The organism is Streptomyces sp. NPDC088553, assembly GCF_044752965.1.
In the GTDB taxonomy this organism is placed as follows: domain Bacteria; phylum Actinomycetota; class Actinomycetes; order Streptomycetales; family Streptomycetaceae; genus Streptomyces.
In genome coordinates, this window is the sequence record NZ_JBIVMG010000003.1 from 658,364 (window position 1) to 681,295 (window position 22,932).

The following is a 22,932-nucleotide window of genomic DNA, read 5'->3' on the forward strand; positions in this document are numbered from 1 at the left end:
CTCATTCCCCGCCGCGGAGCACGGAGTTGCCCTCGTGCAGGTCCGGCGGGGTGGGGAGGTCGAGGTGGAGACGTCCGCTGAGCCCGTAGAAGGCGACGGGGTTGCGCCAGAGGACCTGGTCGACGTCGTCGTCGGTGAAGCCGGCGTCGAGCATGGCCCGGGCGACGGCGCGGGTCTTGAGGGGGTCGCTGCGTCCCCAGTCGGCGGCCGAGTTCACCAGTACGCGGTCGGTTCCGTACTCCTTGAGGATCGCGACGGTCCGTTCCTCGTCCATCTTGGTGTCGGGGTAGACGGAGAAGCCGAGCCAGGCGCCGCTGTCGGCGGCCTCCTTGACGGTCGTCTCGTTGAGGTGGTCGAGGAGGACGCGGTCCGGGGCGAGCGCGGACTCGCGCACGACGTCGACGGTGCGGCGCAGGCCGGTGAGCTTGTCGCGGTGCGGGGTGTGGACGAGCGCCGGCAGGCCGTGGTCGGCGGCGAGCTGGAGCTGGGCGGCGAGCGCGGTGTCCTCGGCGGGTGTCAGGGAGTCGTAGCCGATCTCGCCGACGGCGACGACACCGTCCTTGGCGAGATACCGGGGCAGTTCGTCGAGGACGGGGACGCAGCGGGGGTCGTTGGCCTCCTTCGGGTTGAGGGCGAGGGCGCAGTGGTGGGCGATGCCGTGCTGGGCGGCGCGGAAGGGCTCCCAGCCGAGGAGGGAGTCGAAGTAGTCGAGGAAGGAGGCGGGCGAGGTGCGCGGCTGGCCGAGCCAGAAGGACGGTTCGACGAGGGCGCGGACACCGGCGTCGTACATCGCCCGGTAGTCGTCCGTGGTGCGCGAGGTCATGTGGATGTGCGGGTCGAAGATGCGCATCAGGACTCCTCGGTGGGGGCGGTGAGGGCGAGGACGCGGGTCAGATCGGCGGGGACGTCGCGGCCGGCGGCGGTGCGTTCGGCGGCGTGGTCGACGAGCATCCGGGCGAGTTCGCCGTCACCGGCGGCGCGTCCGGCGAGTCCGGCGACGGCGGTGACGGGGACGTCGGTGAAGAGACATTTGAGGAGGGCGTGCCGCCAGGCGTGGGGGGTGAGGTGGGTGGCGGCGTAGGGGCCGACGGCGGCGGCGATGAGGGTGGTGTCGTGGGTGCGGAGGGCGTCCTCGACAAGGGGCACGGCCTCGGGGCCGGTGACGAGGTCGGGGAGGGCCAGGAGGACCGCGCGGCGCTCGGCGGCGGCGCCGTGCCGGTAGAGCCGGGTGAGGGTGTCGGGGTCGGCGGCGGCTGCGCGGAGGAGGAGGGTGCGGGCCTCGTCCGCGTGCTCGCGCCCGCAGTGCCGGCCCGCGGCGACGAAGCGCTCCTCCCACCCGGGGGCGCGGGCCTCGGCCTCGGCGAGGGCGGAGTCCAGCCAGGCGCGGGCGGCGGCGGTGACGGTCAGCATGTCGGGGCCTCCCCGCGCAGGAAGGAGAGGGAGGTGCGGGCGAGTTCGGGGCCGGCGTGGGAGTGGCGGGGCAGTTCGACGACGGTCAGCCCGGCGTAGCCGGCGGCGGTGAGCTCGGCGAGGGCGGCGAGCACCGGCGGGAAGTCGATCTCACCGTCGCCGAACGGCAGGTGCTCGTGCACACCGCGGCGCATGTCCTCGATCTGGATGTGGTGCACCCAGGGGGTGGCCGCGCGCAGGCAGTCGGCGGGAGGGAGGGGTTCGAGGCACTGGCAGTGGCCGATGTCGAGGGTGAGGCCGAGGACGGCGGGCGCGGGGTCGCCGAGGAGTCCGCGCAGATGGTGGAAGTCGTCGAGGGTGGCGAGGAGGTGGCCCGGTTCGGGTTCGACGGCCAGGGGGACGCGGGCGGCTTCCGCGGCCTCCAGGACAGGGGTGAGCGAGGAGGTGAGCCGTTTCCAGGCCTCGTCCGGTGGGGTGTCGGCCGGGCGGATGCCGCTGAAGCAGTGCACGGCGTGCGCGCCGAGGTCGGCGGCGACGCGAACGGCCCGCAGCAGGAGCTGGACCCGGGCCGCGCGGTCCTCGGGGTCCGGGTCCAGCAGGGACGGGCCGTGCTTGCGGCGCGGGTCGAGGACGTAGCGGGCACCGGTCTCGACGGTCACACCGAGCCCCAGCTCGCCCAGGCGCCGGGCGACCCGGGCGGTACGGGCGGCCAGATCGGGCGCGAGGGGGTCGAGGTGCATGTGGTCGAGGGTCAGCCCGACGCCGTCGTAGCCGAGATCGGCGAGGAGCCCGAGGGCGTCGTCGAGCCGCACATCGGTGAGGCCGTTGGTGCCGTAGCCCAGCCGCGGGCGGCCCGAGGAGTGCGGAGAGGAGGGGAAGGAGGCGGGAGCGGCGACCTGAGCGGCCGACCCGGCACGGGAAGGATCCGGCCGGTGGGAGGCGGGACGGGCGGTACTCATGTGGGGCTCACCTTCCGGGCGAGGGCGCGTGCGGCCGGGACCAGGCCGAGCAGTGCGAGCGCGGTCCCCGGCGCCCCGGCACGGGCGGCCAGCGCGGCCTGCAGCGGGATGGTGGCCCGGATTCCCCCACCGACGGCCCGCTCGGTGAGCGCCGCGGAGGGGTTGAGCGCGGCATGGAGGAGGAGGGTGGCCGGGGTACGGGCGTAGGCCAGGGCGAGGAGGGCGCCGAGACCGCGGGAGGAGACGGGCCGGCGAGAGGAGAGGGGAGGGCCGGAGGGGAGGAGCCGACGGGAAGGGAGCAGCCGACGGGAGGGAAGCGGCCCGGAGGGTGGGAGGGGTCGGCGGGAGGGGAGGGCGGGGTGGGGGTGGGGGTGGGGGTGGGGGTGGGGGTGGGGGTGGGGGTGGGGGGCGGGGGGCCCCGAGGGGGAGGAAACGGTGGTGGCGTCGGGCCGTGCGCCGAGCGCGTCGCCCGACACCGCCCCCGCCACCGCCAGGGTCACGGCGAGTGCGGCGAGCGGGGTGCGGGTGGAGCCGCCCTGGGTCTCGTGGCGGGAGACGGCGGTGACGGCGTAGGTGTGCGCACCGAGCAGGACGGCGGACGGCAGGGCGTGGAGGGCGCGGCGGTGGGGTCCACCGTTTCCGCCCGTCGAGGCCGTCCGGCCCGTCGAGGCCGTCGCGCCCGTCGAGGCCGTGGCGCCCAGGAGGAGGTCGAGGGCTCGGGCCGTGGCCATGGTCCCGGGGCCCGCCGGGGTGTGTTTCAGGCCGAGGTCGTAGGCCCAGACCGTGGCGGCGAGGGCGGTGGCGACCGCGAGGGTCGGGCGGCCCGCGCGGGAGGCCAGTGCCAGACCCGCCGCCGTCAGGGCCGCCGAGGCCGCGAGGGCGGCGCTCGGGGCGATGCGGCCGGAGGGCAGTGGGCGGTGGGGGCGTTCGGCGGCGTCCTCGGCCCGGTCTGCCCAGTCGTTGAGGGCCATCCCCGCCTCGTACAGGCAGAGCGAGGCGCCGATCGCGCAGAGCGTGCCCCGGCCGGGGCGGGCCCCGGCCGCCGCGGCGCCCGCGAGGGCGTCGCCGGGCACCGAGAACAGCGCCGATACGCGGAGGAGTTCCGCCCAGGCCCGTGCCCGGCCGGTACGCCGCCGGGTCATCGGGCCGTCCCCGTCCCCGCGTCCACCGTCCCTGGGGCCGCCGTACTCGCGTCCCCCGCCCCCGCGTCCCCCGTACCCGTGCCGCCCGTACGTGCACCCCCCGCGCCCCTGCCCCCCGTGCTCGGGCGGTCGCCCAGGGTGCGGCCGAAGGACAGCAGGCGGGCGTACTGGTCCGCCAGTGAGGCAGGCGGGGTGCCCTCCGGGTCCTTGAAGTAGAAGGCGAGGTCCTCCAGGGGCCCCGTGAGGCCCTTCTCGTGGGCGCGGGCCGTCAGGCGTGCCAGGTCGAGGACGAGGGGGGCCGCGAGGGCCGAGTCGCAGCCCTGCCAGAGGGTCTGGAGGATCATGCGGGTGCCGAGGAAGCCGTCGAAGGCGATGTGGTCCCAGGCGGTCTTCCACTCCCCCATCGCCGGCACGTCGTCGATGTGGACCTGGCCTTCGACGCCGGGGCCGAGGGTGTCGGTGAGGACGCGTTCCTTCCCGGCGTTCTTGGCGGCCGCGGCCGCCGGGTCGGCGAGGGCGGCTCCGTCGCCGCCGCCGAGGAGGTTGCTGCCGGACCAGGCTCGTACGGTCAGGGCCCGCTGGCGGAACATCGGGGCGAGCACGGCGCGGAGCAGGGTCTGGCCGGTCTTGCCGTCGCGGCCCGCGTGCGGCAGCCGACTCGCGGCGAGCGGGGCGGCAAGGGCGGGGTGGCGCAGGCCCGTGGACGGGGTGAAGTTGATGTACGGGCATCCGGCGCGGAGTGCGGCGGCGGCGTACAGGGTGCTGGGTGGGAGCCCGACGCCCCCCGACGCCGGCTCCGTGGATGCCACATTGACCACCACCACGCGGTCCAGGCCAATGCGTCGGCGGAAGTCCGTCAGGTCGTGGGTGAAGGCGGAGATGAGTTGTTCGTCGGTACGGGTGTCGCCGGGGGCGGGGCCGCCGGGGCGGATCTCGCGGTCGGCGGCCTCCAGCTCGCGGGTGACGGCCTGGGCGAGGCCGTACGGGAGGACTCCGGCGGTGGTGAGTTGTTCGGCGCGTTTGGGGAGCGGGCAGTCGGTGGTGTCGTGTCCGCCGAAGACGAGGGAGGCGAGTGGGGGCAGGCCGGCGTCGGCGAGTTCGGGGGTTTCCGTGGCCATGCCGGTGGGTGGGTGGAGTCCGGCGACGAGAGCGGCGCAGCCGACCATGGTGGTGGTGGCGACGGAGCCTCTCGCGCCTATGAGCCAGATTCCGGTGCGGGGTGCGTGGGTCATGGCGTCGGCCTCCCTGCTCGTCCAGCGGAAAGTGGGGTGGGGGTGGTGACGGTGGGCGGGGGGTACGGCGCCGCCCCGCCCACCGTCGTCCGGGGGCTCCCGTCAGCTGTGCGCGGGAGCCGGTCGGGGGAGTTCCGTCGGGAGTCGAGCTCCCTCGGAAGCCGTCAGGAAGCGGACTAGCCCAGAAGGCAAGCTCCGTCAGGAAGCGAACTCCCTCAGAAGGCAAGCTCCGTCAGGAAGCGAACTCCCTCAGAAGGCAAGCTCCGTCAGGAGGGGAGCTCCCTCAGGAGGCGAGCTCCGTCAGGAGGGGAGTTCCTTGAGGCGGATGTCGCGGAAGGCGGCCTGGTCTGCGGCTCCGTGGTTCTGGATGCCGATGTGGCCGCTGGTGAGGCTGCGGGCGGGGTCGGTGTTGGTGAAGTCGTTGATCTTGATGCCGTTGAGGAAGACCTGGAGGCGTTCGCCCTGGACGCGGATCTCGTACGTGTTCCATTGGCCGGGTGGGCGGAGGGCCTGGTCGCGGGCCTTGAGGTTGGCGGACTTGAAGCCGTAGACGGCTCCGGTGGTGCGGTCGGGGGCGTCGGTGGCGTCGATCTGGATCTCGTAGCCGTTGTTCACGGCGGACCAGGGGTCGTCGCTGGCGGGGAAGCCGACGAAGATGCCGGAGTTGGAGTCGCCGGTGAGTTTCCAGTCGAGGGTGAGGGAGTAGGACCGGAGTTCCTTGGCCTGGTACCAGAGCATGCCCATGCCGCCGGTGGAGTGGAGTTCGCGGTTCGTGATGTCGAAGCCGCCGGGTCCGGCCTGCTTCCAGCCTTCGCGGGTCTCGCCGTTGAAGAGGTCGCGGTAGCCGGTCTGGGGCCGGCAGTCGGCCTTGACCTGGCCGGTGGCGTAGCGGAGGCCGCCCAGGAGGTGCTGGCGGAAGGCGGGTTCGGCGTAGGACTCCTTGGTGTGGCCGCCTCCGGTGTAGAAGGAGCGGCCGCCGCCGTAGGTCTGGCACCAGGCGATGGGGTGGTCGCCCTTCATGGTGCCGCCCTGGTAGGTGGTCTCGTCGAGGGTGGCGAGGACGCGGGCCTGGTCGCGGGGGTTGGTGCGGTAGTTGTACCACTCGTCGGTGCGCTGCCAGGGGCCGTCGATGTGGGCGGTGGCGGGATGCGTGTGGTCCTCGGCGCGGACGGTGGCGGGCTGGATCTGGGGGTGGGACTGGAAGTAGGCGCCGACGAGTCCGCCGTAGAAGCCCCAGTCGTATTCGGTGTCGGCTGCGGCGTGGACGCCCATGTAGCCGCCGCCGGTGGAGACGTAGTTCTCGAAGGCCTTCTGCTGGTCGGCGTCGAGGACGTCGCCGGTGGTGGAGAGGAAGACGACGGCGTCGTAGCGGGCGAGGTTGTTGGTGGTGAACTGGCGTGGTTCTTCGGTGGAGTCGATGACGATGTCGCTGGTGGCGCCGAGTTCCTTGAGGGCGGTGATGCCGGTGCCGATGGAGTCGTGGCGGAAGCCTGCGGTCTTGGAGAAGACGAGGACCCGCTTGGCGTTGCGGTTGGCCGGGGTGCTGGAGATCGTGAAGTCGTCGAGGTCGTAGAGGGCGCCGGTGCCGCCCTTGAAGACGAGGAAGAGTTCGGTGGTCTTGCGGGGGAGGTTCCGCAGGGGTACGTCGATGTCCTGGAAGGTCTCCCAGCTTCCGGTGACGGGGACGGGTGCGGAGCCGTGGAGGGGGCCGGTGGGTGAGCCGGTGCGGACTTCGAGGAAGCCGCCGTTGCCGCCGGAGGAGATGCGGGCGGTGAGCTTGGTGGCTCCGGTGACGTTGTAGGGCTTGAAGGAGATCCAGTCGCCGTCGTTGATGTCGCCGACGGTGCGGCCGCCGTTGGCCTGGGTCTTGTCGAAGAGGTTGACGCCGTTCTGGGCGTCGAAGTGTTCGGCCTGGCGGTGGCGGGGCTGGAGTTTGGCCTGGTCGTGGGTGGTGAGGGCGGCCTGGCCGCCGGCTCCGCCGTCGGTGTACTCGGCGTCGAAGACGGCGAAGATGTTGGCGTCGTCGTCGTGGCCGCCGTCTGCGGAGGTCTTGATGGTGCCGGTGCAGCCGTTGGCGGTGGTGACGGGGTGGCCGTGGCTGTCGTGGCCGAGGACGTAGGTGACCTTGACCTTGGCGCAGTCGACGGTGCCGTCTTCGGGGTCGGTGACGGTGACCTTGAAGGGGATGTCGTCGCCGAAGGAGAAGAGGGAGCCTTCTGCGGGGAGTTCGAGGGTGACCTTGGGGGCGGTGTTGCCGACGACGATGTGGACGGATGCGGAGCCGGTGCGGCCGCTGGTGTCCTTGGCCGTGACGGTCGCCGTGTAGGTGCCGTTCTTGCGGTACGTGTGGGTGGGGTTGGCGGCCGTGGAGGTGCCGCCGTCGCCGAAGTCCCAGGCGTAGGTGAGGGTGTCGCCGTCGCCGTCGGTGGTGCCGGCGGAGGAGAAGGCGACCTTCAGGGGGGCGGTGCCGGAGGTCTTGTTCACGCTCGCTTCGGCGACCGGGGAGCGTCCGCCGGTGGCGTTCTCGATGCGGTAGAGGCCGGAGTTGTGGTCGCCGCCGAACCAGGCGGTGCCGTAGTCGAGGACGTAGAGGGCTCCGTCGGGGCCGAAGGCCATGTCCATGATCTGGGTGCCGGTCCAGGGGACGTCGTTGATGGAGGCGACGGTGCCGTTGGCGTCCTGGTCGATGCGTTTGATCCAGCGGCGGCCGAACTCGCCGGCGAAGAAGTCGCCGTCATACGTCTCGGGGAACTTCACCGGGGACGTGTTGGCGGGGTCGTAGCGGTAGACGGGACCGCCCATGGGGGATTCGGAGCCGGTGCCGAACTCGGGTACGGAGCCGCCGTTGTAGGGGATCCAGGCGGGTTCGGCGGGCGGCAGGTCGACGAGTCCGGTGTTGTACGGGGAGTCGTTCTTGAGGGCGGCGCAGTCGTAGGGGGCGCCGGAGGTCTTGGTGGCGAAGTCGTAGTCGACGTAGGGGTCGTTGTTGCCGGTGCAGAAGGGCCAGCCGAAGTTGCCGGGCTTGGTGACGCGGGCGAACTCGACCTGTCCGGCGGGGCCGCGCTCGGGGTCGGCGGCGCCGGCGTCGGGGCCGTAGTCGCCGACGTAGAGGATGCCGGTGGCCTTGTCGACGCTGAAGCGGAAGGGGTTGCGGAAGCCCATGGCGTAGATCTCGGGCCGGGTCCTGGCGGTGCCGGGGGCGAAGAGGTTGCCTTCGGGGACGGTGTAGGTGCCGTCGTGGGCGACCTTGATGCGGAGGATCTTGCCGCGGAGGTCGTTGGTGTTGCCGGAGGTGCGGCGGGCGTCGAACGCGGGGTTGCGGCCGGGGCGTTCGTCGATGGGGGTGTAGCCGTCGGAGGCGAAGGGGTTGGAGTCGTCGCCGGTGGAGAGGTAGAGGTTGCCCTGGGCGTCGAAGTCGATGTCGCCGCCGACGTGGCAGCAGATCCCGCGGGTGGCGGGGATGTCGATGACCTTCTTCTCGCTGGCGTTGTCGAGGGTGCCGTCGGCTCTCAGGGTGAAGCGGGAGAGGCGGTTGACGCCGTCGTACTTCGCGAAGTCGGCGGCGGTGCCGTTCTCGGGGGCGTCGCCGGCGGGGGTGTCGAGGGGTGGGGCGTAGTAGAGGTAGATGGCCTTGTTCTGGGCGAAGTCCGGGTCGAGGCCGACGCCCTGGAGGCCCTCCTCGTCGTGGGAGTAGACGGGGACGGTGCCGATGACGGTGGTGTTGCCGGCGGCGTCGGTGCGGCGGAGTTCGCCGTTGCGGGAGGTGTGGAGGACGCTGCGGTCCGGGAGTACGGCGAGGGACATGGGTTCGCCGACCTCCTCGCCGCCCTTGGCGAGGGTGATCTGCTGGAATTCCTCGGCGGCCGAGGCGGACGAGGCGTTCGCGCTGTTCGCGGTGTTCGCGGTGTTCGCGGCGGCGGATGCGGCGGTTCCGCCGGGGGTGGCAGCTTCGGGCTCGGCGGCGAGGCCCTGCGGGGCGCCGAGGGCGAGCAGTCCGATGGTGAGTAGGGCGAGCGACTTCCTGGCGCGGAGTCGTTTTCTGTGCACGGGTGTCCTCCGGAGTCGGGCCGGGTGTGCGGGTTGTCCGGGGACCGGCGTGCGCCGTCACGCTGGTCACATCACTGTTACGCCATGTACACATCAGGGACCGTAGCCGGGTTCGTCCACCACGGAAAGCCCTTGTGCATCAGTACGGTCGAACTTTTCCCCGCAAGAGGACAAAGACTCTCGCGGGCAGCGCGGACCGGCCGGGCGGCACCTCGCCGCCAGGCGCGGACCTGCGCATTCACCTCAGTCGGCGCTCCCGAAGGCCGCGTCGAAGGAGGTCGCCGGGGGGTCGAAGTCGTACCGCTTGAGGAAGGACAGCGCCTCGGGGGCGCCGGTCAGCCGGTCCATGCCGGCATCCTCCCACTCCACGGAGACGGGCCCGGCGTAGCCGATGGACCGGAGCATCCGGAAGACGTCCTCCCAGGGCACGTCGCCGTGTCCCGCGGAGACGAAGTCCCAGCCGCGCCGGGGGTCGCCCCAGGGCAGATGGGATCCGAGCCGACCGCTCCGGCCGTCGAGCCGCTTGCGGGCCTCCTTGCAGTCCACGTGGTAGATCCGGTCGCGGAAGTCCCACAGGAAGCCCACGGGGTCGAGGTCCTGCCACACGAAGTGGCTGGGGTCGAAGTTGAGCCCGAAGGCGGGACGCCGGTCGACGGCGTCCAGGGCCCGCTGGGTGGTCCAGTAGTCATAGGCGATCTCGCTGGGGTGGACCTCGTGGGCGAAGCGGACGCCCTCGGCGTCGAAGACGTCGAGGATCGGGTTCCACCGTTCCGCGAAGTCCTCGAAGCCGCGCTCGACCATGCGCTCGGGGACCGGCGGGAACATCGCCACCAGATGCCAGATGGAGGAGCCTGTGAAGCCGATGACGGTGTCGACGCCGAACGCGGCCGCGGCCCGCGCGGTGTCCGCGAGCTCGCGGGCGGCCCGCTGCCGCACCCCTTCGGCGTCGCCGTCGCCCCAGATCCGGGCGGGCACGATCGCCTGGTGGCGCTCGTCGATGGGATGGTCGCAGACGGCCTGTCCCACCAGGTGGTTGGAGATCGCCCAGCACTTCAGGCCGTACGCGTCGAGCAGTTCGCGCCTGCCCTTGACGTACGCCGGGTCGGCGAGCGCCTTGTCGACGTCGAAGTGGTCGCCCCAGCAGGCGAGTTCGAGGCCGTCGTAGCCGAAGTCGCGGGCGAGCCGGCAGACCTCCTCCAGGGGCAGGTCGGCCCACTGGCCGGTGAAGAGCGTGAAGGGTCGTGGCACGGTCGGGCGCCTCCTAGCTCGGTACGGATGTGTCGGCGGGCGTGTCTGAGGGTGTGCCGGCGGGCGTGCCGGCGGGCGTGCCGGCTGATCCGCCGGCTTCGGTGGGGACCGGGATGCCGACCGGGGTGTAGACCGCGTTGCTCCGGGCGCTCTCCTCCACCGCGGCCAGCACCCGCTGCACCTGGAGGCCGTCGGCGAAGGAGGGCGTCGGGGCGATGCCGGTCGCGATGGCGTGGACCAGGTCGCGGGCCTGGTGGGCGAAGGTGTGCTCGTAGCCGAGCGCGTGCCCGGGTGGCCACCAGCCCTCCAGGTACGGGTGGTCGGGCTCGGTCACGAGGATGCGTCGGAAGCCCGCCGAGACCGCCGGTTCGGTGTGGTCGTGGAAGGACAGTTCGTTGAGCCGCTCCAGGTCGAAGGCGAGCGAGCCGCGCTCCCCGTTGATCTCCAGCTTCAGCGCGTTCTTGCGGCCCGCGGCCATCCGGGTGGCCTCGAAGGAGGCGAGCGCACCGGAGGCGAGCCGCCCGGTGAACAGGGCCGCGTCGTCGACGGTGACCTGCCCGTACGCCTCCGATCCCGCTCCCCCGGCGAGACCGCCCGCGGCGACGCCCGCGAGCAGCGGACGCTTCCGCACGAAGGTCTCGGTGAGCGCCGAGACGCCGACGAGCGGCTCCCCCGCCAGGTACTGGGCGAGGTCGACGGCGTGCGCACCGAGGTCGCCGAGCGCGCCGGAGCCGGCGTGTTCGCGTTCCAGGCGCCAGGTGAGCGGGAATGCGGGGTCGACCAGCCAGTCCTGGAGGTAGGTGACGCGGACGTGCCGCAGGGTGCCGAGGCGGCCGTCGGCGATGAGCTGCCGGGCGTACGAGAGGGCGGGCACCCGGCGGTAGTTGAAGCCGACCATGGCGATCTGGCCCCGGGCGGCGGCCGCTTCGGCGGCCGCGGCCATGGTCTCGGCCTCGGCGACCGAGTTGGCGAGAGGCTTCTCGCACAGCACGTGTTTGCCGGCCTCCAGGGCGGCGACGGCGATCTCCGCATGACTGTCGCCGGGGGTGCAGACGTCGACGAGCTGGACGTCGTCGCGGGCGATCAGGGCGCGCCAGTCGGTTTCGGCGGCGGCCCAGCCGTGCCGTCGGGCGGCGGCCCGGACGGCGGTGGCGTCACGGCCCGCGACGGCGGCGAGGACGGGTCGCAGCGGCAGGTCGAAGACGCGGCCCGCGGTGCGCCAGCCCTGTGAGTGGGCGGCTCCCATGAACGCGTAGCCGACCATGCCGATGCCGAGCGTCGGCGGTGCGGCCCCGCTCTCCGTCTGTTCCATACGGTTCCTCCGTTTCGTGGTGCGGCGAGTTGCTGCTCCCCGGGGGCGGTCGGGCCGCCGGGGACCGGTCCGGCCGGACGGCCCGGTGCGGGCCGCCCGGGTGGGGACCGCCCGGGTCCGGGTCGGTCAGCTGAAGCCGGTGGGCAGGTACTCGTCGACGTTCTCCTTGGTGACGACGGCCGAGTAGAGGGTGATCGAGGCGGGGATCTCCAGCTCGGACATGCCGCCGACGCCCTTCTTCTGGCCGAGGGCGCGGGCGAGGTCGATCGCGGAGGCGGCCATGGTCGGCGGATAGAGGACGGTGGCCTTGAGGACTCCGGTGTCGGCCTTGATGGCGTCCATGGCGGACTTGGCGCCGGCGCCGCCGACCATGAGGAAGTCCTTGCGGCCGGCCTGGGCGACGGCCCGCAGCGCGCCGACCCCCTGGTCGTCGTCGTGGTTCCACAGGGCGTCGAACTTCGGCTGTGCCTGGAGGAGTTGCGCCATCTTGGCCTGCCCGGACTCGACGGTGAAGTCGGCTGCCTGGCGGGCGACCTTGCGGATGTTGGGGTAGTTCTTGAGGGCGTCGTCGAAGCCCTGGGTGCGCTGCTTGGTGAGTTCGAGGCTGTCCATGCCGGCGAGTTCGACGACGGTGGCGTTCGGCTTGTCCTTGAGCTGTTCGCCGATGAAGTTGCCGGCGTTGAGGCCCATGCCGTAGTTGTCGCCGCCGATCCAGCAGCGGTAGGCCTGCGGGGAGGCGAAGATCCGGTCCAGGTTGATGACGGGGATGCCGGCCTTCATGGCCTGGAGGCCGATCTGGGTGAGGGCCTTGCCGTCGGCGGGGAGGATGACGAGGACGTCGACCCTCTTGTTGATGAGGGTTTGGACCTGGCCGATCTGGGTGGCGGTGTCGTTGGAGCCCTCGGTGATCTCCAGGGTGACGTCGGAGTACTTCTTCGCGCGCCGCTCGGCGTTGTCGTTGATGGCGTTGAGCCAGCCGTGGTCGGCCTGCGGGCCGGCGAAGCCGATGGTCACGGGGGTGCCGGGCTTGTCGTCGGCGGCCGGCGCGGCGCTCCCGACGGGCGTCTGGTTCTTCGGCTCATTGCTCGTACACGCCGTGAGCAGGGCACCGGCGGAGACGGCCGCGCCGCCGAGGAGGAGGTGTCTGCGGCTGGTTTCGGGCATGGCGGTGGATCCCTTCCGAGCGGATGGTGGTGAAGGGGGTGGTGGTGAGGGGGCGGGTGCGGCGGGTGTCCGGTCAGGTTCCGTCGCGGACGGTGCGGCGCTGGAGCAGGACGGCGGCGACGATGATCGCGCCCTTGGCGATCTGCTGGACGTCGCTCTGCAGGTTGTTGAGCGCGAAGATGTTGGTGATCGTCGTGAAGACGAGGACGCCGAGGACGGAGCCGACGATGGTGCCCCGGCCGCCGCTGAGGAGGGTGCCGCCGATGATGGCGGCGGCGATGGCGTCGAGCTCGTACAGATTGCCGTTGGTGTTCTGGCCGGAGCCGGCGAGCACGACGAGCAGGAAGGCGGCGATGCCGCAGCACAGTCCGGAGAGCAGATAGAGGAAGAGCCGCTGGCGGCGTACGTCGATGCCGGCGAGACGGGCGGCCTCCGGGTTGCCGCCGACGGCTATGGTGCGGCGGCCGAAGGTGGTCCGGTTGAGGAGCAGCCAGCCGGCGACGGTGACGGCCGCGAAGACGAGGACGAGCGGCGGGATGCCGAGGACGTAGGCGTCGGGGAGGCCGAGGTCGAGGACGGACGGGACGGTGACGATCTGCGTCTTGCCGTCGGTGATCTGGAGGGCGAGACCGCGGGCCGAGGCCAGCATGGCGAGGGTCGCGATGAACGGGACCATGCCGCCGTACGCGACGAGGACGCCGTTCACGAGGCCGCAGCCGAGTCCGACGGCGACGGCCGTGAAGAGGATGCCGGCGAAGCCGAACTCCTGCGTGGCGAGGGTCGTGGCCCATACGGAGGCGAGGGCGACGATCGCGCCGACGGAGAGGTCGATGCCGCCGCTGGTGATGACGAAGGTCATGCCGACGGTGACGACGCCGATCACGGAGGCCTGCGTCAGGACGAGTTGGAGGTTGGAGGTGGCGAGGAACTCGGCGGGTCGGGTGAGGCCGCCGACGACGATCAGTGCGGCGAGCACGCCGAGCAGTGACAGGTTGCGTACGTCGGCCCTGAGGCCGAGTGCGCGCCAACGGCTCTCCTGGGGCGGCGCCTTGGCCGGGGTGGTGAGCGTCATACCGCAGGGCTCCCTTCCATCACGAGGTCGAGTACGCGGTGTTCGTCGAGGTCACGGGCGGGCGCCTGGTGGACGACGCGGCCCTCGCGGAGGACCAGGACGCGGTCGGCGAGACCCAGGACCTCGGGGACCTCGCTGGAGACGAGGAGGACGGCGAGTCCGTCGTCGGCGAGCCCCCGGATGACCGCGTACAGCTCGGCGCGGGCGCCGACGTCGACGCCCCGGGTGGGTTCGTCGAGGAGGAGGACGCGGCAGCCCCGGAGGAGCCAGCGGGCGAGGACGGCCTTCTGCTGGTTGCCGCCGGAGAGGGTGCGGACCGGGGCGTCCGGGAGGTCGGGGCGCAGCGACAGGGTGCGGGTGGCGGTCCTGGCGGTCGCGCGTTCGGTGGCGCGGTCGATCCAGCCGGCCCGGGAGAAGCGGGCGAGGGAGGAGACGGAGACGTTGCGGGTGACGGATTCGAGGAGGAGCAGGCCCTGGGCCTTGCGTTCCTCGGGGGCGAGGCCGAGTCCGGCGGCGACGGCGGCGGGGACGCTGCCGGGGCGCAGGGGGCGTCCGTCGACGGTGACCCGGCCCGCGGTGGGCTTCCGCGCTCCGTAGACGGTCTCCAGGATCTCGGAGCGGCCGGAGCCGACGAGCCCGGCGAGGCCGACGATCTCGCCGGGGCGCAGTTCGAGGTCGAGGGCCTCGAACTCGCCTTTCCTGGCGAGCCCTTGGACCCGTAGGACGGGTTCGCCCGTCGGTGGGCGGGCCGGGCGTTCGGGGAAGACGTACGGGACGTCCCGGCCGGTCATGAGGGCGACGACCTCACGGGTCGGGGTGGTCGCGGCGGGCAGGCCGCGGGCGACGGCGCGGCCGTCCTTGAGGACGGTGACGCGGTCGCCGATCCGGCGGATCTCCTCCAGGCGGTGGGAGATGTAGACGACGGCGACGCCGTCGGCGGTGAGGTCCGCGACGATCCGGAAGAGGTTGGCGACCTCGTCGGGGTCGAGGGCGGCGGAGGGTTCGTCCATGACGATGAGGCGGACGTCGTGGGAGAGGGCGCGGGCCATGGAGACGATCTGCCGCTGGGCGGCGGAGAGTTCGCCGACGCGGCGGGCCGGGTCGATCTCGGGGTGGCCGAGGCGTCTCAGGAGGGCGGCGGTGGTCTCCCGGGCTTCGCGGGTGCGGACGAATCCGGCGGTGGTGGGTTCGTGGCCGAGGTGGACGTTCTCAGCGACGGAGAGGCCCTCGACGAGGTCGAGTTCCTGGTAGATGGTGGCGATGCCGAGGCGGACGGCGGCGCTCGGGGAGCGGAGCCGGACGGGTGCACCGTTCCAGGTGATCCGGCCCTCGTCGGGCTGGTGGGCGCCGGCGAGGACCTTGATGAGGGTGGACTTGCCGGCGCCGTTCTGGCCCAGGAGGCAGTGGACCTCGCCGGGGGCGACCTCCAGGTCGACGCCGTCGAGGGCGCGGACGCCGGGGAAGGACTTGGTGATGCCGGACATGGTGAGCAGGGGCGGGTGTTCTTGGGGCTCTTGGGGCTCGTTGGGCATTTGGGGTTCTTGGGGTTCTTGGGGTTCTTGGGGCATGGCGGAGGTCCCCTCGGCGGGTGCGGGTGGCGCCGGAGCGGGTGGACGTGGGCCCGGCGGTGCGGGCCGGGGGTGGTGTGTGCCCACCCGTTCCGCCCGGGGGGAACGGGTGCCCACACATCACCGGGGAGGAACCGGCGGGCTACGCGGAGGTGTTACGCCGGGGAGAAGAGGTGGTCGCTGATGAGGCGGGCCGCGCCCGTGACGCCGGCTGTCTGGCCCAGTTCGCCCAGGACGATGGGCAGGTTGCCGGTGGCCAGGGGCAGGGACTGCCGGTAGACCTGGGTGCGGACGCTGGCGAGGAGGTTGTGACCGAGGCCGGTGACTCCGCCTCCGATCACCACCAGACCGGGGTTGAAGAAGCTGACGAGTCCGGCGATGACCTGCCCGACCCGGTTTCCGCCCTCACGGATGAGGGCGAGTGAGGTGGCGTCTCCGGCGGCGGCGGCCGCCGCGACGTCGACGGCGGTGAGGTGGCCGACCGCCGCGAGCCGGGCGGCGAGCTCCTCCGACCCGCCGCCGCGCGCCGCGTCCTCGGCGTCGCGGGCCAGGGCGGCGCCGCTGAAGTGGGCTTCCAGGCAGCCGTTGTTGCCGCAGGCGCAGGGGCGGCCGTCGGGTTCGACCTGGATGTGTCCGATGTCGCCCGCGCTGCCCGTCGTACCGCGGTAGACCTCTCCGCCGACGACGATGCCGCAGCCGATACCGGTGCCGATCTTGACGCAGAGGAAGTCGCCGACCGAGCGGGCGACGCCGGCGTGCTGCTCCCCCATGGCCATGAGGTTCACGTCGTTGTCGACCATGACGGGGCAGCCGAGTTCCTGGCTGAGCGCCTCCCGCACGGGGAAGCCGTCCCAGCCGGGCATGATCGGCGGTGCGACGGGGACGCCCTCGGGGAAGCGGACGGGTCCGGGGACGCCGATGCCGGCGCCGTCGAAGCCTTCCGCGAGCCCGGTGGAGCGGAGCTTCGCCGCCATCGACAGGGCCTGTTCGAAGACGGCGACGGGGCCCTCGCGGACGTCCATGGGGTGGTTGAGGTGCCCGAGCACCTCCAACTCGGCGTTGGTGACGGCGACATCGATGGACGTGGCGCCGATGTCGATGCCGAGGAAGCGGAGTTCGGGCGCGAGCCGGATGTTGTGCGAGCGGCGGCCGCCCCGGGAGGCGGCGAAGCCGTCGGCGACGACGAGACCGGTCTCCAGGAGCCGGTCGACCTCGACGGCGAGCTTGGAGCGGGAGAGATCGATCTGATCTCCCAGCTGTGCACGGGAGTTGGGTCCTCCGTCGCGCAACAGCCTGAGGAGTCGCGCCTGATGCCGGTTGGCAGGTCGTGCCGTCATGCGTCTCACGCGCCCCTCCCTCTCGTACGTGCTCGTCTTCGTGCTTTCGAGGGGAACGTAGCAGCGGCGTACCGGAGTGGGAAGAAGTTGCGCAGGAATCCGCCCCGACTTTTTCCTGGTTGGGGACAAAGGCGGGATCGGGGGTGGGAGAAGGGTCGGTCCGGGCCCGGCGCGGGTCAGCGGACCTCGGCCAGGCGGGCCGAGACCACCACGTTGCCCGCGTAGCCGTTCTCCTCGGTGAACGCGCCGCCGCAGGTGATCAGGCGCAGCTCGGGCACGCCGGAGTCGCCGTAGACCCGCTCGGCGGGGAAGCCCTCCTTGGGGACGACCTCGACCCCGTACACCGTGAAGACGGCGGTCCGGCCGTCGCGGCGCGCGATCTCGACGCGGTGTCCCTTGCGGAGGGCGCCGAGGTCGTAGAAGACGGCCCGGCCGCCGGGGACGTCGACGTGCCCGACGACGACGGCGGTGCCGCGCTCGCCGGGGGTGACCGCGCCGGTGAACCAGCCCGCGAGCCGGTTCTCCTCGGGCGGCGGGGCCTCGATCCAGCCGTCGCCGTCGAGCCCGACCTTGGTGATCGGCGCGTCGATCCGGACGGCCGGGACGCGGACCCGGAGGGGGGTCGACGGGGGCAGTGGACCGGGTACGGAGGCGGGGACGAGCGCGGCTTCGGCGCGGGTGCCGTCGGGTGCGGCGGCGGAGAGCGGCTGCGGGGGACCGTCGGCCCGGATCTCCTCCGTACCGCCGCGTACGAGGTGGACGCCGACGAGGAGGACGACGGCGACGAGCCCCCACGCGCCGTGCCGCCCCGCACCGTCCACCCTCGCCCCGCCGCCGGCCCGCCCGGTCACGTCCGTCCGTCCCGTCGCGGGGTTCTGCTGTCCCGTCGCGGGGTCCGTCCGGCTCGGCGCGGTGTCCGGCTGACCCGTCGCGCCCGAACGCCTCGCGTCCGTCCCGTCGCGTCCGTCCGCCGCACGCCCGCCCGCCCTCCTTCTCGGCCCGCCCGCCGCCCGCGTCCTTGATCGTGTGCCCGGCGGCGCCCGCGCACGGGCGTCCGCCGGTTGTGGCGCCCCTCCGTCCCGGACCTCGTCACACCGGGGCGGAGGGGCCGTTTCAGACCGGCCCGCGTCCCGGCCGTCAGCCGCGGCCGTCGGTGGCGCGGCGGCGGGTCAGGACGACTGCGGCGCCGAGCGCCCCCACGATGAGCAGCACGCCCGTGACCACCTCGGTGACGCCGAGGCCGTCGGTGTCCGTGCCGGAGGCGGTGGCGGTGCCGTAGCCGGCCTTCACGCCCTTGTGCGCTCCGGGCGGCGGGCTCTCGTTGTGCCCGGTGGTGTTCCCGCCGGTGGTGCCCTGGGCGATGGTGAGGGTGGTGGTGCCGCGCTCGCCCTTGCAGTCGAAGGTGATCTCGTACTGGGCGCCGGTCTTGGCGTCGACGTCCACGGTGGCGTTGCCCGCACGGCCCTCGTTGAGGGTCACGGTGTCGAACACCCCGGAGGTGACGGTCACCGACGGCACCTCGCAGCCGTCGGACTTCAGCGTCACGGTGCCGCCGGGGGCGACGGTCTCGGGGCTGACGGAGAAGCCGAACGACGTGATGGTGGGGTCTTCCTCGCCCGCCAGGGCGGCCGGCGCGACCGTGACCACCACGGCGGCGGCGCTCAGCAGGGCGGCGGAAGCGGCACGTATCGCGCGCATGACGGTCCTCCAGATCACGGGAGGGCTCGGTCACGGAGCGATTCCGTGCCCGGAATACGACGACCCTCACCGCGATCGAAGCTAGGTCCGCCACCGGCGCGCCGCCAACCGGGCTCCGCCGAACGGGGGCATGGCGAAGGGACCGGCGCTCCGACCCGCGCCACCCGGGGGCGGACCGGAGCGGCCCGTGCTACGGCACCCGGACGACCTGGCCCGCGTACGACAGGTTGCCGCCGAAGCCGAAGAGGAGGACCGGGGCGCCGGAGTCGAGTTCGCCTCGTTCGACGAGCTTGGCGAGGGCCAGCGGGATGGAGGCGGCCGAGGTGTTGCCGGAGTCGACGACGTCACGGGCGACGATCGCGTTGACGGCGCCGATCTTCGCGGCGAGCGGCTCGATGATCCGCAGGTTGGCCTGGTGCAGGACGACGCCCGCGAGCTCCTCGGGGCCGATGCCGGATCGCTCGCAGGCCTGCCGGGCGAGGGCGGGCAGCTGCTGGGTGGCCCAGCGGTAGACGCTCTGGCCCTCCTGCGCGAAGCGGGGCGGGGTGCCCTCGATCCGGACGGCGTGGCCCATCTCGGGGACCGAGCCCCACAGGACCGGGCCGATGCCGCGTACGGCCCCCGGCGCCTCGTCGTCCACGGCCTCGACGATCGCGGCGCCCGCGCCGTCACCGACGAGGACGCAGGTGGTGCGGTCGGTCCAGTCGGCCACGTCGCTCATCTTGTCGGCGCCGATCACCAGCGCGCGGCGGGATCCACCGGCCCGTACGGCGTGGTCGGCGGTGGCCAGGGCGTGGGTGAACCCGGCGCAGACCACGTTGAGGTCCATGGTGGCCGGCGAGGTCATGCCGAGGCGGGCGGCGACGCGGGCGGCCGTGTTCGGCGAGCGGTCGATGGCCGTTGAGGTCGCGACGAGGACGAGGTCGATGTCGTCGGGGGTGAGCCCGGCGTTGGCCAGGGCCTTGCCCGCCGCGTGCGCGGCGAGCTCGTCGACGGGTTCGTCGGGTCCCCCGATGTGCCGGGTGCGGATACCGACCCGGCTGGTGATCCACGCGTCGTCGGTGTCGACCAACTCCGCGAGGTCATGGTTGGTGAGCACCTTGGCGGGCTGGTAGTGCCCGAGCGCGGCAATGCGAGTGCCCGTCATCCCGGGACCCCCTCGGTGGTTCGATCGTCCGGCAGGATTTCCCAGTGTTGCCAGCGACTGATGGGTAACAGGTGACGTAAACCACCAAGATTCACCCGAACCCCTTGGCCGACCGTGACAAGGCCCCGGGCGCCCCACGGGCCCCACGGCATCGCGTGGGGCCGCGGGCGGGGTCAGTTCTTCGGCGGGTCGATCATCTGGAGGGCGAGGGTGGCCGGGGGCGGGGCGATGCCGGGGCCGCCGGCGGCCGTCCAGGCGAGGATGTCGTCGAGGGAGTCCTGGTCGAGGGTGAAGGCGACCCAGGCGGCCCGGCCGCCGCGCCGCCGGCCCTCGGTGGAGGGCTGGACGACGACGATGTTGGCCTGGGCGCAGGGGCCGAGGCAGTCGCTCGTACGGACGGCGAGCCGGCCGCCGGAGGCCGCGGCGGCCTCCCGGAGGCGGGCGAGCTGTCCGGCGTGGTCGGTGCCGGGGTTCTTGCGGGCGTCGCCGCAGCAGCAGCCGCGGCAGACGACGAGGGAGCAGGGGCGGGCCCCGTAACGTATCGGGACCGGGCTCACGCGCGGCCGTCCGGGCTGGTCGTGGAGGCGGGGGCTTCGAAGGTGATCTCGGCGACGGGGGCGACCGTGCCGAGGCGCGGGAAGTCGAGGTCGACGGAGGCGCGGTGTTCGTCGGCGGTGAGCGCGCTCATCGCGTCCTCGGCGAAGACGAGGTCGTAGCCGAGGTCTCCGGCGGCGCGGGCGGTGGACTCGACACCGAGGTTGGTGGCGATGCCGCCGAGGACCAGGGTGGTGGTGCCGAACGTGGTGAGGAGTTCGTGGAGTCCGGTGTCCTGGAAGCCGCCGATGGTGCGCTTGACGACGACAGGCTCGCCGTCCCGGACGAGGTCGGCGACGAGTTCGCTGCCGGGCGGCTGGGCCTCGACGTTCGGCCGTTCGACCCGGATGTGGACGACGGGCGCGCCGGCGGCCCGGAAGGTGTCGGCGAGCCGGGCGGCGGCCGCGAGGACGTCGGTGCCGGGGCGGGGCGCGAGGGGCAGCGCGACGATGCGTTCCATGAGGTCGACGAGGACGAGCGCGGTGCTGCCGGAATCGAGTGCGGGCATGGGAGCACCGTAGCGGCCGGGATGATCATCCTGGGGTGGTCGTGGGTGTGATCCGGCCTACGGAGGGGGGCGTCGGGGGAGCCACCGCGGTCCCGTCCGTCTCGGGATCCCCGTCCGCGTCACGGGCGCGGCGCTTCGCGATCACCGCGCACACCATCAGCTGCATCTGGTGGAAGAGCATCAGCGGGAGGACGGCGAGGGCGGCCTGGGGGCCGAAGAGGACGCTCGCCATCGGCAGTCCCGCCGCCAGGCTCTTCTTCGAACCGGCGAACTGGATCGCGATCCGGTCCGCCCGGCCGAAGCCGAGGCGCCCGGCTCCGTACCAGGTCAGGGCCAGCATCGCCGCGAGCAGGGCGGCCTCGACGGCGAGCAGCAGGCCGAGCCGGGCCGGGGTCACCAGGTGCCAGATGCCGGCGACCATGCCCTGGCTGAAGGCGGTGTAGACGACGAGGAGTATCGAGCCCCGGTCGACGTACCCGAGGAGCTTCTTGTGGCGGACGAGGAGGCCGCCGACCCAGCGGCGCAGGAATTGTCCGGTGAGGAACGGTACGAGGAGCTGGAGCACGATCTTCATGAGCGCGTCGGCGGAGAGGCCGCCCGCGCTGTTGCCGAGGAGCAGTGCGGCGAGCAGCGGGGTGAGGACGATGCCGGCGAGGGAGGAGAAGGAGCCCGCGCAGATCGCGGCGGGCACGTTGCCGCGGGCGATCGAGGTGAAGGCGATGGAGGACTGGATGGTGGACGGCACCAGGCAGAGGAAGAGGAGGCCGCTGTAGAGCTGGGGGGTGAGCACGGTGGGGACGAGGCCGCGGGCGGCGAGTCCGAGGAGCGGGAAGAGCAGGAAGGTGGAGCCGAGGACGGTGAGGTGGAGCCGCCAGTGTTTGAGGCCGTCGAGCGCCTCGCGGGTGGAGAGCCGGGCGCCGTAGAGGAAGAAGAGGAGGGCCACGGCTCCGGTGGACGCGCCTTCCGCGACGTGGGCGGCGGCGCCGGACGCGGGGAGGAGCGCGGCGAGGCCGACTGTGCCGAGCAGCGCCACGATGTACCCGTCGACGGGCAGCCGGGACGGCAGCCGGAGGGTGCGGCGCGGTGTGCCGGGGCGGCGCGGTGTGCCGGGGCGGCGCGGTGTGCCGGGGCGGCGCGGGCGCGGGGCGGGGGCGGGCGTGCGGGCGGTCATCAGCTCCACTGCTCTGTGCTCGGCGAGGGGGTGTCTCGCGCCTTTCCATCCTGGCCCAGGGCCCGGTGATCGGGAATCCCGTACAGGGCACTGACTGTCATCGCGTTTCGCGATGATCGGGGGGGGTGGGGGCGTTACGGTCGTCCTGTGTACGAGCCCACCCATCTGCGCACCTTCCTCGCCGTGGCCCAGACGCTGAGCTTCACCCGGGCCGCGGACCGTCTCGGGCTGCGGCAGTCGACCGTCAGCCAGCATGTGCGGCGCCTGGAGGAGGCGACGGGCCGGCCGCTGTTCACCCGGGACACCCATCGGGTGGCGCTGACCGAGGACGGGGAGGCGATGCTCGGTTTCGCGCGCACGATCCTTCAGGCGCACGAGCGGGCGGCGGCGTACTTCGGCGGGACGCGGCTGCGCGGGCGGCTGCGTTTCGGGGCGTCGGAGGACTTCGTGACGACCCGGCTGCCGGAGATCCTGGAGTCGTTCCGGCGCGAGCACCCGGAGGTCGACCTGGAGCTGACGGTCGAGCTGTCCGGCACGCTCCAGGCCCGGCTCGCCGCGGGCCGGCTGGATCTGATCCTGGCCAAGCGGCGCGGCGGGGAGAGCGAGGGGCGGCTCGTGTGGGAGGACGCCCTGATCTGGATCGGGGCGCCGGGGCTTCGGCTGGATCCCGACCGTCCGGTTCCGCTGATCCTGTACCCGCCGCCGGGGATCACCCGGGCGCGGGCCCTGGAGGTCCTGGAAGCGCAGGGCCGGGCGTGGCGGATCGCGTGTACGAGTTCCAGCCTGAGCGCGAACGTGGCGGCGGCCCGTGCGGGGCTGGGCGTGATGGCGCACACGCGGGGTCTGGTGCCGCCGGGTCTGGTGCCGGTGGCGGGGCTTCCGGAGCTCGGCGACGTCGGCTTCGTGCTGCGCGCGGGGCGCCGGGGCGGTGCGGTGCAGGAGGCGGCGGACGCGCTGGCGGAGGCGATCCTGGCGGGCGGCGACCGGCTGCACCGGCCTGGCTGACCGGGCCCGGAACGGCCCTGTGCGGGCCCGCGCGGGGCCGCTCCGGGCGGGCCGGGTGGGCCCGCGCCGGCGGCCCCGCGCGGGCCGGTGCCGCGCCTCGCGGGGTGGCGGCCCGTGAGCGGCCCGTACAGATTCCGTGGAGATTCCCGCCCGGCGGACGTACCGAGCGGTCGGTAACGCCCCCGCACCACCCGTGACTTGACTCTGCCACCCATCCTGACCTGTGCGAACACGGAATGTCCCGGCTTGGTGAAGGCCCTCCCGCCGGGCAGTCCCGTGGGGTACCGTCACCCGCGCCGTACGGAGCGCTACAACGAG

At 73.0% G+C, this 22,932-nt stretch carries 19 protein-coding genes; 1 reads left to right on the forward strand and 18 read right to left on the reverse strand.

Going from position 1 to position 22,932, the window contains the following annotated elements; all coding sequences use genetic code 11:
• Position 1: 1 nt before the first annotated feature.
• The 18 genes from ACIP8Z_RS12315 to ACIP8Z_RS12400 form a co-directional block, all read right to left on the reverse strand.
• Positions 2-850, reverse strand: a complete 849-nt coding sequence (locus ACIP8Z_RS12315) for a TatD family hydrolase (protein ID WP_402082041.1) — start codon at positions 848-850, stop codon at positions 2-4.
• Positions 850-1,410, reverse strand: coding sequence for an EboA domain-containing protein (locus tag ACIP8Z_RS12320; protein ID WP_402082043.1), 561 nt, complete (start codon positions 1,408-1,410; stop codon positions 850-852). Before ACIP8Z_RS12320 ends, ACIP8Z_RS12315 begins: the two co-directional genes overlap by 1 nt.
• On the reverse strand, positions 1,404-2,369 hold the full coding sequence (locus ACIP8Z_RS12325) for a sugar phosphate isomerase/epimerase family protein (protein ID WP_402082045.1): 966 nt from the start codon (positions 2,367-2,369) through the stop codon (positions 1,404-1,406). Before ACIP8Z_RS12325 ends, ACIP8Z_RS12320 begins: the two co-directional genes overlap by 7 nt.
• Positions 2,366-3,511: an SCO3242 family prenyltransferase gene (locus ACIP8Z_RS12330; RefSeq protein ID WP_402082047.1), complete on the reverse strand. Its 1,146-nt coding sequence runs from the start codon at positions 3,509-3,511 to the stop codon at positions 2,366-2,368. Before ACIP8Z_RS12330 ends, ACIP8Z_RS12325 begins: the two co-directional genes overlap by 4 nt.
• The gene (locus ACIP8Z_RS12335; protein WP_402082049.1) at positions 3,508-4,743 is read right to left on the reverse strand and encodes an inositol-3-phosphate synthase; all 1,236 of its coding nucleotides are present in this window, start codon (positions 4,741-4,743) and stop codon (positions 3,508-3,510) included. Before ACIP8Z_RS12335 ends, ACIP8Z_RS12330 begins: the two co-directional genes overlap by 4 nt.
• A 300-nt stretch (positions 4,744-5,043) precedes the next feature.
• Positions 5,044-8,790 (reverse strand): ThuA domain-containing protein, encoded by a 3,747-nt coding sequence (locus ACIP8Z_RS12340; protein ID WP_402082051.1) that lies wholly within the window; start codon positions 8,788-8,790, stop codon positions 5,044-5,046.
• Between the two features lie 243 nt (positions 8,791-9,033).
• Positions 9,034-10,038 (reverse strand): sugar phosphate isomerase/epimerase family protein, encoded by a 1,005-nt coding sequence (locus tag ACIP8Z_RS12345; RefSeq protein ID WP_402082053.1) that lies wholly within the window; start codon positions 10,036-10,038, stop codon positions 9,034-9,036.
• A 13-nt stretch (positions 10,039-10,051) separates the two neighbouring features.
• Positions 10,052-11,350 (reverse strand): Gfo/Idh/MocA family protein, encoded by a 1,299-nt coding sequence (locus ACIP8Z_RS12350; protein ID WP_402082055.1) that lies wholly within the window; start codon positions 11,348-11,350, stop codon positions 10,052-10,054.
• A 126-nt stretch (positions 11,351-11,476) separates the two neighbouring features.
• Positions 11,477-12,514: a substrate-binding domain-containing protein gene (locus ACIP8Z_RS12355; protein ID WP_402082057.1), complete on the reverse strand. Its 1,038-nt coding sequence runs from the start codon at positions 12,512-12,514 to the stop codon at positions 11,477-11,479.
• Between the two features lie 73 nt (positions 12,515-12,587).
• Positions 12,588-13,586 (reverse strand): ABC transporter permease, encoded by a 999-nt coding sequence (locus ACIP8Z_RS12360; protein WP_402082059.1) that lies wholly within the window; start codon positions 13,584-13,586, stop codon positions 12,588-12,590.
• Entirely contained in the window at positions 13,583-15,118 is a 1,536-nt protein-coding gene (locus tag ACIP8Z_RS12365) for a sugar ABC transporter ATP-binding protein (protein ID WP_402082061.1), read from the reverse strand. The genes ACIP8Z_RS12360 and ACIP8Z_RS12365 overlap by 4 nt, the downstream gene beginning before the upstream one ends.
• Positions 15,119-15,309: 191 nt before the next feature.
• Positions 15,310-16,491, reverse strand: coding sequence for an ROK family protein (locus ACIP8Z_RS12370; RefSeq protein ID WP_402082064.1), 1,182 nt, complete (start codon positions 16,489-16,491; stop codon positions 15,310-15,312).
• Between the two features lie 176 nt (positions 16,492-16,667).
• Positions 16,668-17,342, reverse strand: a complete 675-nt coding sequence (locus tag ACIP8Z_RS12375; RefSeq protein WP_402082066.1) for a class F sortase — start codon at positions 17,340-17,342, stop codon at positions 16,668-16,670.
• A gap of 286 nt (positions 17,343-17,628) precedes the next feature.
• On the reverse strand, positions 17,629-18,189 hold the full coding sequence (locus ACIP8Z_RS12380) for a hypothetical protein (RefSeq protein ID WP_402082068.1): 561 nt from the start codon (positions 18,187-18,189) through the stop codon (positions 17,629-17,631).
• 190 nt (positions 18,190-18,379) lie between these two features.
• On the reverse strand, positions 18,380-19,336 hold the full coding sequence (locus tag ACIP8Z_RS12385) for a beta-ketoacyl-ACP synthase III (RefSeq protein ID WP_402082070.1): 957 nt from the start codon (positions 19,334-19,336) through the stop codon (positions 18,380-18,382).
• Between the two features lie 173 nt (positions 19,337-19,509).
• Positions 19,510-19,893 carry a (2Fe-2S) ferredoxin domain-containing protein gene (locus ACIP8Z_RS12390; RefSeq protein WP_319313415.1) on the reverse strand — a complete coding sequence of 128 codons (384 nt, stop codon included), beginning with the start codon at positions 19,891-19,893 and terminating at the stop codon, positions 19,510-19,512.
• The gene (locus tag ACIP8Z_RS12395; RefSeq protein ID WP_402082072.1) at positions 19,890-20,438 is read right to left on the reverse strand and encodes an isochorismatase family protein; all 549 of its coding nucleotides are present in this window, start codon (positions 20,436-20,438) and stop codon (positions 19,890-19,892) included. Before ACIP8Z_RS12395 ends, ACIP8Z_RS12390 begins: the two co-directional genes overlap by 4 nt.
• A 25-nt stretch (positions 20,439-20,463) precedes the next feature.
• Positions 20,464-21,609: a bile acid:sodium symporter family protein gene (locus ACIP8Z_RS12400; RefSeq protein WP_402082074.1), complete on the reverse strand. Its 1,146-nt coding sequence runs from the start codon at positions 21,607-21,609 to the stop codon at positions 20,464-20,466.
• A gap of 147 nt (positions 21,610-21,756) precedes the next feature.
• On the opposite strand from ACIP8Z_RS12400, the gene ACIP8Z_RS12405 reads away from it, so the two are divergent.
• Positions 21,757-22,614 (forward strand): LysR substrate-binding domain-containing protein, encoded by an 858-nt coding sequence (locus ACIP8Z_RS12405; RefSeq protein WP_402082076.1) that lies wholly within the window; start codon positions 21,757-21,759, stop codon positions 22,612-22,614.
• Positions 22,615-22,932: the final 318 nt, after the last annotated feature.